Annotated in this window: 12 protein-coding genes; 8 read left to right on the forward strand and 4 right to left on the reverse strand. The window is 61.2% G+C overall.

Annotated features, from left to right (window positions below; all coding sequences use genetic code 11):
- The first annotated feature begins 5 nt into the window (after positions 1-5).
- The 3 genes from pal to AC5WNJ_RS08310 all read left to right on the forward strand — a co-directional run bounded on the left by pal (position 6) and on the right by AC5WNJ_RS08310 (position 2,406).
- Positions 6-515: a peptidoglycan-associated lipoprotein Pal gene (pal, locus tag AC5WNJ_RS08300; RefSeq protein WP_176677077.1), complete on the forward strand. Its 510-nt coding sequence runs from the start codon at positions 6-8 to the stop codon at positions 513-515.
- A gap of 138 nt (positions 516-653) precedes the next feature.
- A complete protein-coding gene (ybgF, locus tag AC5WNJ_RS08305; protein WP_495930996.1) occupies positions 654-1,427 on the forward strand; it encodes a tol-pal system protein YbgF in 774 nt (257 codons plus the stop codon).
- Between the two features lie 214 nt (positions 1,428-1,641).
- Complete coding sequence (locus tag AC5WNJ_RS08310) at positions 1,642-2,406, forward strand: YciK family oxidoreductase (protein WP_253063740.1); 765 nt, start codon at positions 1,642-1,644, stop codon at positions 2,404-2,406.
- A gap of 216 nt (positions 2,407-2,622) precedes the next feature.
- On the opposite strand, the gene AC5WNJ_RS08315 is transcribed toward AC5WNJ_RS08310, so the two are convergent.
- Both AC5WNJ_RS08315 and ubiG read right to left on the reverse strand, forming a co-directional pair.
- Entirely contained in the window at positions 2,623-3,303 is a 681-nt protein-coding gene (locus tag AC5WNJ_RS08315) for an HAD-IA family hydrolase (RefSeq protein WP_495931036.1), read from the reverse strand.
- Between the two features lie 2 nt (positions 3,304-3,305).
- The gene (ubiG, locus tag AC5WNJ_RS08320) at positions 3,306-4,067 is read right to left on the reverse strand and encodes a bifunctional 2-polyprenyl-6-hydroxyphenol methylase/3-demethylubiquinol 3-O-methyltransferase UbiG (RefSeq protein ID WP_495930997.1); all 762 of its coding nucleotides are present in this window, start codon (positions 4,065-4,067) and stop codon (positions 3,306-3,308) included.
- Positions 4,068-4,292: 225 nt separating this feature from the next.
- On the opposite strand from ubiG, the gene mtnA reads away from it, so the two are divergent.
- From mtnA to AC5WNJ_RS08335, 3 genes are all read left to right on the forward strand, one after another.
- Positions 4,293-5,465 carry an S-methyl-5-thioribose-1-phosphate isomerase gene (gene mtnA / locus AC5WNJ_RS08325; RefSeq protein ID WP_495930998.1) on the forward strand — a complete coding sequence of 391 codons (1,173 nt, stop codon included), beginning with the start codon at positions 4,293-4,295 and terminating at the stop codon, positions 5,463-5,465.
- A 185-nt stretch (positions 5,466-5,650) separates the two neighbouring features.
- The gene (gene galU, locus AC5WNJ_RS08330; RefSeq protein WP_054556681.1) at positions 5,651-6,535 is read left to right on the forward strand and encodes a UTP--glucose-1-phosphate uridylyltransferase GalU; all 885 of its coding nucleotides are present in this window, start codon (positions 5,651-5,653) and stop codon (positions 6,533-6,535) included.
- Positions 6,536-6,538: 3 nt separating this feature from the next.
- Positions 6,539-7,825 carry a nucleotide sugar dehydrogenase gene (locus AC5WNJ_RS08335; protein ID WP_253063754.1) on the forward strand — a complete coding sequence of 429 codons (1,287 nt, stop codon included), beginning with the start codon at positions 6,539-6,541 and terminating at the stop codon, positions 7,823-7,825.
- A 190-nt stretch (positions 7,826-8,015) separates the two neighbouring features.
- Here the strand turns inward: AC5WNJ_RS08335 and AC5WNJ_RS08340 are convergent, their stop codons facing one another.
- Positions 8,016-9,143 (reverse strand): alcohol dehydrogenase family protein, encoded by a 1,128-nt coding sequence (locus AC5WNJ_RS08340; protein WP_495930999.1) that lies wholly within the window; start codon positions 9,141-9,143, stop codon positions 8,016-8,018.
- A 441-nt stretch (positions 9,144-9,584) separates the two neighbouring features.
- Positions 9,585-10,169, reverse strand: a complete 585-nt coding sequence (locus tag AC5WNJ_RS08345) for a superoxide dismutase (protein WP_253063758.1) — start codon at positions 10,167-10,169, stop codon at positions 9,585-9,587.
- 688 nt (positions 10,170-10,857) lie between these two features.
- Here AC5WNJ_RS08345 and AC5WNJ_RS08350 point away from each other — a divergent pair.
- Together AC5WNJ_RS08350 and tamA are read left to right on the forward strand one after the other, a co-directional pair.
- Positions 10,858-12,042 (forward strand): hypothetical protein, encoded by a 1,185-nt coding sequence (locus AC5WNJ_RS08350; RefSeq protein WP_495931000.1) that lies wholly within the window; start codon positions 10,858-10,860, stop codon positions 12,040-12,042.
- A 154-nt stretch (positions 12,043-12,196) separates the two neighbouring features.
- Positions 12,197-14,188, forward strand: coding sequence for an autotransporter assembly complex protein TamA (gene tamA / locus AC5WNJ_RS08355; RefSeq protein ID WP_495931001.1), 1,992 nt, complete (start codon positions 12,197-12,199; stop codon positions 14,186-14,188).
- Positions 14,189-14,274: the final 86 nt, after the last annotated feature.

The raw sequence follows: 14,274 nt of genomic DNA on the forward strand, positions 1-14,274 counted from the left end.
TCACAATGCAGTTCACCCCGTATGCAAAAGGTCTGTTGGTTGCCCTGTCCCTGAGCGTGATGGCAGGTTGTTCCAGCAGCGGCGGCGCTCAGGACGGCGACATGGATTCAGCCAACAGCGGTGCGAACACTGCCGGCATGAATACTGGTGCCAACACCAACGCCAACCAGATGAGCAACGCCACCATGCCTGACGTGCGTACCATCTACTTCGCCTTCAACAAGGACACCATCCGTCCTGAGTTCGAAAGCGTCCTGATGGGTCACGCTCAGTACCTGAAAGCCAACACCAGCGCCAATGTCGTTCTGGAAGGCCACGCTGATGAGCGCGGTACTCGTGAATACAACCTGGGTCTGGGCGAGCGTCGTGCCAAGTCTGTCGCACGCTTCCTGACTGTCCAGGGCGTGTCTCCGTCACAGATCGAGATCGTCTCCTACGGTGAAGAGCGTCCGGCAGTCCAGGGCCACGGCGAGTCTTCCTATGCCAAGAACCGTCGTGTGGTCTTCGACTACTAAGCACGGTTCATCTCCGCGACTCTCTCATGAGGCGTGGAGACGCTAGAAACTTGTGTTGAGCCGGCCCGGGCAAGAGGCGTGACCTTGAACCCCGGGCTTGCTTGCGCGATACCATGATGATTCGGCGGAGCCGACAGCATGAAACACAGCCTGAAAGGGTTGTTCGGTGCGGGAGCCTTGTTGCTCCCGTTGTCCGTTTTGGCCGCACCGACGGTCGAGGACCTCACTGGGCAATCAAACTCGCTCTATCAGCAGGCCAATACTCGTTTGAGTGGCGGCGGCACCCTGACCCTTCTCAATCAACTCGACGAACAGGCACAGGAAATTGCCCGACTTCGCGGTCGAATCGATGAGCTGGAATACCAGTTCAAGCGCCTGACCGAGATGTCACAGCAACGCTACCTGGATCTGGAACAGCGGGTTTCTGGTGGCGCTTCGGCCGGGGAGAACGGTCAGGTTGTCGATTCACAGGCAGCAGCGGCAGTCACTGGCGGCGCAATTGCCGGTGGTACAGCCAGCACCAATGCCGACAGCGGTGCAGCTGCTCAGAAGGATTACGAGAATGCCTTCGCCAAGGTTCAGTCTCGCGACTTCGACGGTGCCATTGTCGCCTTTGAAGCTTTCGTGGTGGACCATGGGGATTCCAATCTAGCAGCCAATGCACATTATTGGCTGGGCGAGCTGTATTCGGCCAAGAACCAGCTGGATGCTTCCGCCCAGGCCTTCGAGACTGTAATCAGCGAATTCTCGCAATCCAGCAAGGTGCCGGATGCGATGTACAAGCTGGGACTGGTCAAGGCGCGTCAAGGCAAGGCGCAGGAAAGTCGCTCCTTGCTCGAGAAGCTGGTCCAGCAGTATCCGGACAGCAAGGCTGGCACCATGGCCAAGGACTTCCTGTCCTCCGGCGCCTGAGTGCCCGTGGCCATTGGCCATCTGTATTCCGCAAAGCCCGCGCTTGGTATTCTACCAGGTGCGGGCTTTGTCTTATGTGGCGCTCGGCGCCTTATGCCATCGGCAGGCGACCCGAGTGCGCTTCATTCGATTCATGTGGCCAAGCAAGTATTGTCGGTGAAGAGGCAGTGACTCTCATCGGCGTTGACGACAGATCTCAGACAGGGATATCACCATGGCAGAGTGCAAGATCGACTATCAGGCCCCGGGCGACATGCTGAAAGGGCGGATCATTCTGGTGACCGGGGCGGGGTCCGGCATTGGGCGTGAAGCGGCAGTCGAATATGCGCGTCATGGGGCGACGGTGATATTGCTGGGCAGAACCATTGCCAAGCTGGAAGAAGTCTATGACGAGATCGAGGCCTTGGGAGCACCACAGCCGGCCATCTATCCGCTCAACTTCGAAGGGGCTTCGCTAAAGGATTATCAGCAGATGGCTGACACCCTGCACAGCGAGTTCGGTCGACTGGATGGTCTGCTGCACAACGCTAGCCTGCTGGGCAAGATCACTCCGTTCGAGCAGTATGATCCGGCGCTGTGGGAGCAGGTCATGCAGGTCAATATCAATGGCCCCATCTGGATGGTCCAGGCATTGCTGCCGTTGCTCAAGGCCTCGAAGGACGCCTCAGTCGTGCTGACAAGCTCCAGTGTCGGGCGCAAGGGGCGTGCCTTCTGGGGCGCCTACAGTGTCTCCAAGTTTGCTACGGAAGGCTTCTCGCAGATGCTGGCTCAGGAACTGGAGAATACCAGTCAGGTGCGGGTCAATACGCTCAATCCCGGTGGCACGCGGACTCCGATGCGCAAGTCGGCGTTTCCGGCCGAAGACCCCGATACCCTGCGCACGCCCGCCGACATCATGCCGACCTATCTGTGGTTGATGGGGCCGGACAGTCGTGGTCGTACCGGCGAGATGTTCGATGCCCAGCCGCCGAAAGTCTGAGCCATTGTCAGCTGTCATCTCCTCACTGGATGACGAGTAACGCCGCCAGGCGGGCCAGTCGTTACGCCTCACAACAAGAACGCCGACGGCCATGGCCGTCGGCGTTCTTGTTACTAACTGCCTGTTTCTAGCTGCGTGTGTCTATCTTCTGATATTCAGCTGCGGATCACTTGCTCGTGGGGACTGATTCGTGTGAGCTTCGCGCGTGTCGCTCGGTCAGCGCAGGTCCGCTGCCCTTAGTGCGGCATTGACGACCTCTTCCGAGGTGTCAAACCATACGTCGGCAGGCCAGGCATCCACGTCATCGCCGTCACGCACATAGCCATAGCGCACCGCGACCGCCAGCATGCCCGCTGCGCGCGCCGCCTGCATGTCACGGTCATGATCTCCCAGGTACCAGCATTCGGAAGCATCGACGCCGAGGCAGCGCGCCGCCTCCCACAGAGGCTCTGGATGCGGCTTCTTGACCGGCAGGTCATCGGCACACAGCAGGCAGCCGGGCGTAAGCTCGAGCGCGGCAATCAGCGGCTCGGCGAACTGACGGGGCTTGTTGGTCACGATGCCCCACGGCAGGCCTGCGCGCTGACAGATCTCGATCAGGGCGTCATAGCCCGGGAACAGCACACTGTGCGCCGCGACATCGCGGGCGTAGAAATGCAGCAGACGAGTGCGCTCGGCAGCATGCTCGGGATGGTCGAGATCATGGCCCAGGGCAAGGGTCACCAGTGCACTGCCACCGTGGGAGACTTCGGCACGGATCACCTCGTACTCCAGGGGGGGGAGGCAGTGATGCTGACGCAGCTCATTGGTGGCGCGCGCCAGGTCCGGCGCGGTGTCCACCAGGGTGCCATCGAGATCGAAGATCAAGGCGGCGGGACGAGGTAGCGCTGCCGGCAGGCTCACGCAAGCTCTTCCTCTGTGGGGCGACGGGTGTGCATCAGGTAGTTGACCGACAGGTCGGAGGCATTCAGGCGATATTTGCGCGTCAGCGGGTTGTAGGTCATTCCGGTGGAGCCTTCCATCTTGAGGCCCGCATCACGTGTCCAGCGACCCAGCTCGGCCGGACGGATGAACTTGCGATACTCGTGAGTGCCACGTGGCAGCATCTGCAGCACATATTCCGCGCCGAGAATCGCGAAGGCATACGCCTTGGGATTGCGGTTGATGGTCGAGAAGAACACCATGCCGCCGGGCTTGACCAACCGTGCGCAGGCCGCGATCACCGAGGATGGGTCTGGCACGTGCTCGAGCATTTCCAGACAGGTGACGACGTCGAACTGGCCGGCCATCTCTTCTGCAGCGGCTTCGGCGGTGGTCTGGCGATAGTCCACCTCGACACCGGACTCCAGTTGGTGCAGGCGGGCAACGGAAAGTGGCGCCTCACCCATGTCGATACCCGTCACCTGGGCACCACGATGCGCCATGGCTTCGGAGAGAATGCCGCCGCCGCAGCCGACGTCGATCACGCGCTTGCCTGCCAGGCCAGCGTGGGTGTCGATATAGTCGACCCGCAACGGATTGATGTCATGCAGTGGCTTGAATTCACTGTCACGGTCCCACCAGCGACTGGCCAATGCCGAGAACTTGGCGATCTCGCTGGCATCGACATTGCCCAGATGGTCCTGGGGCTGGGCATCTTGCTGGGTGTCGTTATCGCTCATCTTTGCATCCTTACCGTTACGGAAGTGCTGTTCGGGAGGTGGCAGGCCTGTACAGGCACCTTACCCTCGGGCACGATTCCACCATTCTAATCCGACTGCCGTCGCGGGTCAGCGTCCAGCGCAAAAAACTCATCATGACGGGCACTTGCGTTACGATGGGGCAGGACGTCGCGCCACACGTGATGGCCAGTCGTCATTATTGTCATGTAGCAACGGGGAGTGGTCATGAGCCTGGTTCCGATTCGCTGGGTAAGCCAGCAGGAGTGTGCGTCGCGGGAAGAAGACACGGCAGTAGTCCAGCCCGATGCCCGCGCTGGCGTCACTCATGATGTCACTCAGCCGGCGGTGAAGCTTGTGTTGCTCGACCAGCGCCTGCTGCCGGGTGAGACCCGTGAGGTGCTGCTTGAGGATGCACGCGGGGTCGCGACTGCCATTACCGACATGGTGGTTCGCGGTGCACCGGCCATCGGGATCGCCGCCGCCTATGGCGTGGCGCTGGAGGCTTTCGTCATCAACCGCGAGGGCGGCGACTGGCCGTCACGCCTGGCCAGTGCCTGTGATGTGCTGGCTGCCTCGCGCCCTACAGCGGTGAACCTGTTCTGGGCGCTGGATCGCATGCGCAAGGTGATTGCCGCACACGCCACCCAATCGCAGGCCCCGTATGAAGCGTTGCTCAAGGAGGCCGTGCGCATTCATGAGCAGGATCTGGACGACAATCTGCGCATGGCCGAGTTTGGTGCCCAGGTGATTGCGGCCTCCCTTGCGCAAGGCGAGACGCAGTGCGAGGTCATGACCCACTGCAATACCGGCGCACTGGCCACTGGGGGCCACGGCACGGCGTTGGGCGTGATCCGTACCGCCTACGCCCAGGGCATTCTTGGCCGTGTGCATGTCAACGAAACACGCCCCTGGTGGCAAGGCTCTCGCCTGACGGCGTGGGAGCTGGTGCAGGAGAAGATACCCGCACGGCTGGCCGTGGAAGGCGCAGCCTCGTTGATCATGCAGCAGGGGGCCCGGACGCCGGAAGGGGTGCGCTGGTTGATCGTCGGCGCGGACCGCATTGCTGCCAACGGCGACACGGCCAACAAGATCGGCACCTTCTCGCTGGCCGTTCAGGCGCGTGCCCACGGCATCAAGGTCATGGTCGTGGCCCCGCTGGCCACGTTCGATGGCACCCTGGCCAGTGGCGCGGACATCCCCATCGAGACGCGCGGCGCCGACGAGCTGCGTGAGGCGGGTGGTCGCCAGATCGCGCCGCAGGACATCGATGTCTTCAACCCGGTCTTTGATGTCACACCGCATGAGTATATTGATGCCATCGTCACGGAACATGGCGTGGTAGAGTCGCCCGATAGCGACAGTGTCGGTGCGCTGCTCGGGCGCGCCATGCGCCGCTGATGGCGCTCCACAAGGTGGTCGCGCTCACCAAGCCTCAGATAGTGCAGGAATTTCGCACTCCTTGATCAAACTGGCATAATCTCTGCCTATGATGAAGGATGGTCGTTGATTGGCTTCGACGGCAGTAACCCGGTGGAGGTCCTTCGATGGTCCTCATCACGACATAGACACAAGGAAGACGCTACATGATACGCAAGGCTGTTCTGCCTGTTGCCGGTCTCGGCACACGTTGCCTCCCGGCCTCCAAGGCCATCCCCAAGGAAATGATCACCATCGTCGACAAGCCGGTGATCCAATATGTGGTGGAAGAAGCGGTCGCAGCCGGTATCAAGGAAATCGTGCTGGTTACCCATTCCAGCAAGAACGCCATCGAGAACCACTTCGACAAGCACTTCGAGCTGGAAACCACCCTGGAAGCCAAGGGCAAGCTCGAGCTGCTCGAACAGCTGCGTAACATCATCCCGGATGACGTCAAGATCATCAGCGTGCGCCAGCCGGAGCCGCTGGGCCTGGGCCACGCCGTGCTGTGTGCCAAGCCGATCGTCGGTGATGAGCCGTTCATCGTCATGCTGCCGGACGTGCTGGTTGATGGCGAAGGGCTCGAGAAGAATGATCTGGCGCGCATGATGGAGGCCTATGAAGCCACCAACGCCGCCCAGATCATGGTCGAGAATGTTCCGCAGGACATGGCTTACAAGTACGGTATCGTCGCGATCGACGGTGACACGCCGGAAGCCGGCAAGTCCGCCCTGATCAATGGCATGGTCGAAAAGCCGGCCCCGGGCACCGAGCCGTCGACCCTGGCGGTCATCGGCCGTTATCTGTTGCCGGGCCGTATCTTCGAGCTTCTGGAGAACACTCCGCCGGGCGCCGGTGGTGAGATCCAGCTGACCGATGCCATCGACACCCTGCGTGACGACAAGGCCGTCGCGGCCTACCGCATGGCCGGTGACACCTACGATTGTGGCCACCAGCTGGGCTATCTTGAAGCGACTCTTTCCTTCGCCAAGCGTCACCCGACCTTCGGTGAAGGCTTCCGCGAGCTGCTGACTCGCTACCAGGAGAAATAAGCCATGCAGGTGCTGGTGCACGGAAGCGAACTGGCGGCGGCAACGGCCAGCGCCGCTCTGGCGAGCGTGGGTCACCGTGTCTGGTGGTGGCCGCATGAGGATATGGACTGGGCTGCCCTGGAACACGTCGACTGGTTGAACAGTGAGCCAGGCCTGCGTGAACGCCTTGATCGCCATCGGGAGCGCGGCGATCTCACCCTCATCGATGGGCTCGAGTCACTGCGGCGCATCGATATCCACTGGATCGCCGTCTCGCCGGACCAGCGCGAAAGCGCGCTGAGCCGTGTCGAGCAGCTGGTGGCGACCCTGGATGAGCCGCTGGTGCTGGTCAACAACTCGACCTTCCCGGTGGGCACGACCGAGCGTTTCGAGGCGTTGCTCCCGCGTGACGACCAGTACGCCGTCGCCTTGCCGGACATGCTGGAAGAGGGCCGTTCATTGGCCACCTTCGAGCGTCCGGCCCGCTGGTTGCTGGGCAGCGAAGCGGAACCTGCCACCCTGCGGGTGCAGGAGCTGCTGCGTGCCTTCAACCGACGTGAAGATGTCTTCCAGATCATGCCACGCCGCGCCGCCGAACTGACCAAGCTGGCCATCAACGGCATGCTCGCGACGCGTATCAGCTACATGAACGAAGTGGCGGGTCTGTCCGACTCCCTCGGCGTCGATGTGGAATATGTGCGTCAGGGCATGGGCGCCGATCCGCGTATCGGCTTCGGCTATCTCTATCCGGGCTGTGGGTTTGGTGGCCCGAACTTTTCGCGTGACCTGATGCGTCTGGCTGATGTCCAGTACCAGACAGGGCGTGAATCGATGTTGCTCGAGCATGTGCTCGACATCAACGAAGCCAAGAAGGAGACGCTGTTCCGCAAGCTGTGGCAGCACTTCGATGGTGAATTGCGCGGCCGTACCGTGGCGATCTGGGGTGCGGCATTCAAGCCGGGTACCGCGCGTATCGACCATGCGCCGGTGTTGACCTTGCTGGAAGCGCTGTGGGCCCAGGGCGTGCGCGTTCGCGTACATGATCCCGCGGCCTTGTCGGCGCTGGGTGAGGCCTGTGGCGCGCATCCGTTGCTGGAGCTGGTCGATGGCAACATGTATGACGCCCTGGAGGGGGCTGATGCCTTGATGCTGGTCACCGAGTGGAAGTGTTACTGGAACCCGGACTGGCAGCGCCTGAAGCGTGAGCTAGGCGCGGGCCTGGTGCTCGATGGCCGCAACATCTTCGACCCGCGTTACGTGGCAAGCCAGGGACTGGTCTATCGCGGTATCGGCCGCCGTGCCAGCCCCTGATGGGCAACTCGGTGGAACAGGCTGACGCGCTCTGAAGTTGATTTTCTCTCAAACTGATGCATCTTCAGGCTGACCCTTGCGTGCTCGGTATGCAAAAGCCCTCATCCGGAACCGGATGAGGGCTTTTTGTCGTGAGCGTCAGGCTTTTATCATGGGGCCCAAGCTTTTCATGATGACCGCCAGGCTGTCTTCAAGCCCAGGGCTCGAGCACGAACTTGCCCACGTGGCCCTTACTCAGAAACTGCTGTTGGGCAGTGACGATCTCGGTCAACGGGAAGCTGGCCGCGATCAGCGGGCGAATCTCGCCTTGCTCTACATAGCGAATCAGATTGGGGAAGGTGGCTTCACACCAGGCAGTGGTGCCTAGCAGTCGCAGATTCTTGAGGTACAGGTCGCGCAGGTCCAGCGTCACCATCGGGCCGGCGATGGCGCCGGTAGTCACCAGACGGCCGCCACGCGCGAGCAGCTTCATCATGATCGGGAAGTTGTCGCCCGCGACATTGTCGACCACCAGGTCGACGCTTTCGTGGCCCAGCAGTTCGAGCAGGTCGGCCTTGCGGTCCAGAAGTCTGTCGGCGCCGAGTTCGGCAAGGGCCTCATGCTTGGCGGCGCCCGCTACTGCATACACCGTTGCGCCGCGGCGCTTGGCCAGCTGCAACGCGGCGGAACCGACTCCGCCCGAGGCGCCCAGAATCAGCACACGCTCGCCCGTCTTAAGCTCTGCCTGTTCGAGCATGTTTTCCGCCGTGCCGTAGGCGCAGGGCAGGGAGCCAAGCTCGACATCGCTCCAGTCACAGTCCACCGCGAACACTTCACTGGCGCGCACGCTGACGAATTGCGCGAAGGCGCCGTCGAAGTCCGAGCCCATCCATTCATTTTCCAGTGAGTCCCAGCCCTCGCTGCGCATGCAGGAGCGTACCAGCACGCGCTTGCCCAGCAGGCTGGTATCCGCATTCGGGCCCAATGCCACCACCTCGCCACAGCAATCCGTGCCCTGTATCAGGGGGAAGGGCGTCTCTCCCTTCCAGCCACCTTCCGGCGGCGCCGGCCTGTCAGTCGCCGTCTCTGCATCCGCGTTGTCATGCACGCTGCTGGCCTGTTGGGTCGCGGTGGTGATCGTGGAGGAATACCAGCCCAGACGCGTATTGATCTCGGTGTTGTTCATGCCAGCTGCCAGCACCTTGATCAGCACCTCGCCTTCACCGGGTGTCGGCACCGGGCGCTGCTGCGTCTCGAGGCATTCATAACCCCCATGGCCGATGGTCACGATCGCCAGCATGGAGTCGGGCAGTGAGGAGGTCGAGGTATCAGTGGGCATCGGTATTCCCTTTTTAAAAGTATGTATTTCGTGCAGTCAAAGAATGCATTTCAAGCAGTGTGTGCCAACAATGTCGTCGAGTCTCTTGTCGTTGAGGCCCTGTGAACGATCAAAGGCACGCAACGAGGTAGAGCATACGTTCTACTTCTACATCATTAGATAGGGGCAACGCCGTGGTTTGCAAGTCGACAGGCGAGATTCTTCTTCTGGCGGCGCATTCCTTAGCGTAGCCAAGCCTTGCGTGTAGCAGGATCGCGGCAGGGTGACGTTGTCTTGAACGAAAAAAACCCCGCCAAGTGGCGGGGTTTTTAGAGCAGGGCACTCAGGCGTCATATCAGGGTGACGTTGAATGCCTTGGCTCAGCTGGAGTTCCGAGCGGTAAACGACTCGGCTTCCTGAGGCTAGCAAAGCTCGGTCTAGCCAAACTCAATCTGGAAAAGCTCAGGCTGCGAAGTTCTGTGCAGCGAATTCCCAGTTGATGATGTTCCAGATGCTTTCCAGGTACTTCGGACGTGCATTGCGGTAGTCGACGTAGTAAGCGTGCTCCCAGACATCGACGGTCAGCAGCGGAGTCTGACCAGACTTGGCGATCGGGGTGTCAGCATCGTCAGTGTTGACGATTTCCAGCTCGCCCTGGGCGTTCTTGATCAGCCAGGTCCAACCGGAACCGAAGTTGCCAGCGGCGGAAGTGTTGAAAGCTTCCTTGAAGTCAGCAACGGAGCCCCACTTGGCCACGATAGCGTCTGCCAGCGGACCGGACGGCTCGCCACCACCATTCGGGGACAGGCAGTGCCAGTAGAAGGTGTGGTTCCACACCTGAGCCGCCTGATTGAACAGACCACCCTGGGCGCTCTGGATGATCTCTTCGAGAGATTTTTCTGCGTCAGCAGTGCCTTCGACCATGCTGTTCAGCTTGGTGACATAGGCTTGGTGATGCTTGCCGTAATGGTACTCGAGGGTCTCGGCAGAGATGGTCGGCTCGAGTGCGTTCTTTTCGTACGGCAGTGCTGGAAGTTCAAATGCCATGGGGATCAGCTCCTTTTCCTCACCAATTGGGTCGTACTCTGCCTTCGTGGGGCTTGGGGCTGAGTATTTCAATGCCTGGCCTGCCATCGCGTGATGGAAGAGGGTCAGACAAGCACAGTCTCAAGCTCCGCGACCAGCATCACTCCCAGCCCTGAAACTGGCCGCCCGCTCAGGCAGCGGGCAAGGGCGAAAGTGCATGACTCGCCGTGCATCCTTCATGCCGTGGCTACGCGCATGAAATGTGCAATCAGCGTGAAAAACCTTGTGAATCCAGATAGCTACGAAGACAGAGGCTGCGCGTATCGCAGTGTCTGGCACTATAGCACCCAGACACCGACAGGCCAACGCCGGTGGGCACCGACCGCGGTATCCTCTCAAGCGTCTTGCAAGGCTCGCGTTCATTGCCAGGCTCTTGTCCCATTCCTGCCACTCTGCCCTCGATGGCGGGCCATCGCGGGAACCTGATGAGATGACCGAGGTCAGCTGTTAGACTCGATTTCCTGTACGTGAACCGTGACTTATCTTTTGCAGAATCTGCATGACTGTATTTTTATACAGCAGCGCGAAAAAGCGCGCTTTCGGTCGCCTTGCATCTGCTGCTGCGATGGGGCCAGTGAGCCCACCGACAAGCCCGAAGATGCTGCGCTGACCCTTTCGCTGCTGATTGACTGCCGGAACTGGAGCCAGAATGCGGCCGCACAATGCTGAACCGTCTCTCAATGACTCACCGGACGATGCGCTGGTCGCGCGTCCCGACGATGCGCTTGGCGTGCATCACACTCGTCCCCCCGCGCCCAGACGCTGGCCGACGTGGCTTTGCCTCCTTGCCCTGGGGGGCGTGGTGGGCTGGCAACAGTGGCAGCTACATGACCTGCAGACCCTCGGGGGCGATCAACGCGATCAGCTTGGTGTGCGTGTCAGTCAGCTCGAACGTTCCGTGGCCCAGCTTGAGCAGCAGGGCGATGAGCGCCTGAACGAACTGCGTGATGCACTGGATGGGCAACTCAGCGCTCTGGACAGCCAGTTGAATGACACTGTGCTGCCGGCGCTGACCACCCTGCAGAAGGACAAGGCGTCCCTGTCGAGCGAGGCCGTCGCGCGCCTCGAGACGCTGGAAGACAAGGTGACAAAGGATGCGGATGGTGCTCAAGAGCGTCTGACCGCCATGGACGAGGCGCTTGATCGTCTGGAGGGTCGCGTCACGACGCTTGCCCAGATAGGTGACAATCACGCGACCCTGATCACGGCGCTGCAAGGTTCGATGGCGGCGCTGGAATCGCTCAGCCGTGATGGCCGTGCAGCGTTGGGCGCGCGCCTGGACGCCCAGTCGGCCACGCTTGAACACCTCGAGCCGCTGATGGACAAGACCTCCAGCACTCTGGACACGCTGGCTACCCGCATCGAGACCTTGCAGAGCGATATTGAAAGCGTTAACGCCGAGCAGTTGGCCTCGCTCGAGACTCGCCTCACGGCACTCCAGACGGGCCTAGCCACGCAACAGATCCAGACGCGCGACTTGCAGCAATCGCAGCAGCAACTGGGCGAGACGCTGAAGGCACTGCCGGAGCCGGTGGCGGCCGCTGATGGCGATGAACTGGCCAGCAAGCTCAAGGGCCGTTTTGCGCCGCTTGACGAGCTGACAGCGCTTGAGACCGCGCAACGCTCACTGGCCTCCCAGCTGGGTGAGCTGCGTCGTCAGCAGACAGCGCTCAGTGCCGGCCTGGAAGCCAGCTCACAGGGGGCGTCAGAGGACACGCGAGAGCAGTTGCGCTCGCTGGATGCCAGCCGTCGTCAGCTGAGCGGACGTGTCGCGTCACTATTGGGTCAGATGTCTGAACTGGAACAGCGCGTCAATCGACTGGAGCGCCGTTGAGCCTGTGAAGCAGGGATACAAGTAACGACGATATGGCGTGGCCCGCCATCCAGGCAGGCCATGTGCAACGCCCCGTGATGACCGAACGCCGCACGACATGATGAACGGGAACGATGGACAGTGCTTTCCACCAGCACTCAACAAAGGACGAATCATGAGTGGCGACAACAAAGAGCCTGCTCGAGCGACCGGGCCGCGCGGTTTGCCGCATCGCTATCTGATGCCGCTGATCCTGTGTGGCGGTCTGTGCTTCGCATCCCAGGCGCTGGCGATCGATGCCGCCGTCAAGGGTGTCAAGGGCGCGACGGCCACCAATGTGGTCAACTTCCTGGCCGGGATGACGCTCGAGGGCGATGCGCCGGCCGAGCGCTATGAGGATGAGATCATCCGGCGCACCCAGGAAGCGCTGCAGGCCTTCGGTTACTACGATGCCCAGATCACGCTCAGCTATCCCGAGAAGGGGCTGCTGGGCGGCGATGATGTGGTCGTGACGGTGGATGCCGGTGAGCCGGTCACCATCGAGACGCTGGAGCTGCGACTCGAAGGCGACGCCGCGCGTGACAAGGTCATGAAGAAGGTGCTGGCCGACGCCGACCTCGAGGAAGGCGATGTGCTGCGTCACTCACGCTATGACAGCCTCAAGTCGACTCTGACGTCGCTCAGCCTCGAACGCGGCTATTTCGACACCTCCTTCTCCCAGCAGCGCATCGAGGTACGCCCCTGGCTGCACTCGGCACGCATCTATCTGGTCATGCAGAGCGGTCAGCGCTACCGCTTTGGCGATATCACCTACCTCAACAGTCAGATAGAGCTGGATCGCGTCAAGACCATGCAGCCGTTCAAGACGGGAGATTATTACGAAGCCGACAAGTTGAACCAGTTCAACCAGCGGCTCAGTGAGGCCGGCTGGTTCCGCTCGGCCGCGATCAAGCCACAGCTCAATCCGGGCGCCGAACTCAAGACCACCAGCCCCGACAGCGAGATCAAGACCCCTTATGCCGTGGCACAGGGCTATGAGGGCTCATGGCTTGCCGATGTCGAGAGGACTGAAATCGAGGCGGAGGCTGATGACGCTGGCTCCGCTGTGGCTGGCACTAAAGGTGCCGCTGGCAACGACACGCCGGTGCTGACGGGCGATGCGCTGGAGGCCGCGGTCAAGACGGCCAACGGCCCCATCATCCCCGTGGACATCAGCCTGATTCCCGCTGACCGTCACAAGTTCGAGACCGGTATCGGCTACGCGACGGATGTCGGACCACGCCTGCAGTTCAGCTGGGAGATGCCGTGGGTCAATCGCTATGGCCATAGCCTGACCAACAGCCTGTTCCTGTCCTCGCCGGAACAGACCTTCGAGGGCGAATACCGCATGCCGCTCGAAGACCCGCTCAAGGATAGCTATATCCTCGAGTACGGGATGTCGAACACCGACGATGAAGATACCGAGAGTCTCGAGACCACCGTGCGCTTCACCCGTGAGTGGAAGTTCGACAATGGCTGGACCCAGCGCGTGTTCTTCGGTTCCACCTATGAGGACTACACCCAGGCTGACGAATCCGGAGCCGTGCTGCTGCTGTATCCCGGCGTGAGCTGGAATCGTACCCGCACCCGTCCCAAGACCTTCCCGATGTGGGGCGACCGCCAACAACTGACTTTCGAGTACGGCGATCAGTTGTGGGGCTCGGACGTGACCTTCCTGCGCTCCCAGTTCAACACCAACTGGATACGCTCCATCGGCGACAACCATCGTTTCGTCGCGCGCATGGGCGTCGGCCACGTCGATACCGACAATTTTGATGACATGCCACCTTCGATGCGCTTCTTTACCGGGGGCGACAACAGTGTGCGTGGCTATTCCTACGAAACACTCGCCCCGGAAGACGACGATGGCGATCTGGAGGGCGGTAGCTCGTTGCTCACCAGCAGCCTGGAATACGATTACCGCCTGACCGGCGACTGGTGGGGCGCGACCTTCTACGATGCCGGTAACGCCTTCAATGGCTGGGACGCACTCGAGCTCAAGACGGCGGCCGGCATGGGGATTCGCTGGATCTCGCCGGTAGGGCCGATTCGTCTCGATATCGCCCATCCCTTCGATGACGATGACAACGATTACCGTATTCACTTCTCGATCGGGCCGGAATTCTGAGCGGGCCACGCCTCTAAAACGAGTGTCGTGCGGATCAAGCGCTAGCAAAGGACCCTCAGCTGAGCGGGCGAGCTGATAAAAAGCTA

The sequence above is a fragment of the Cobetia sp. PDI-23MA genome (assembly GCF_059507735.1).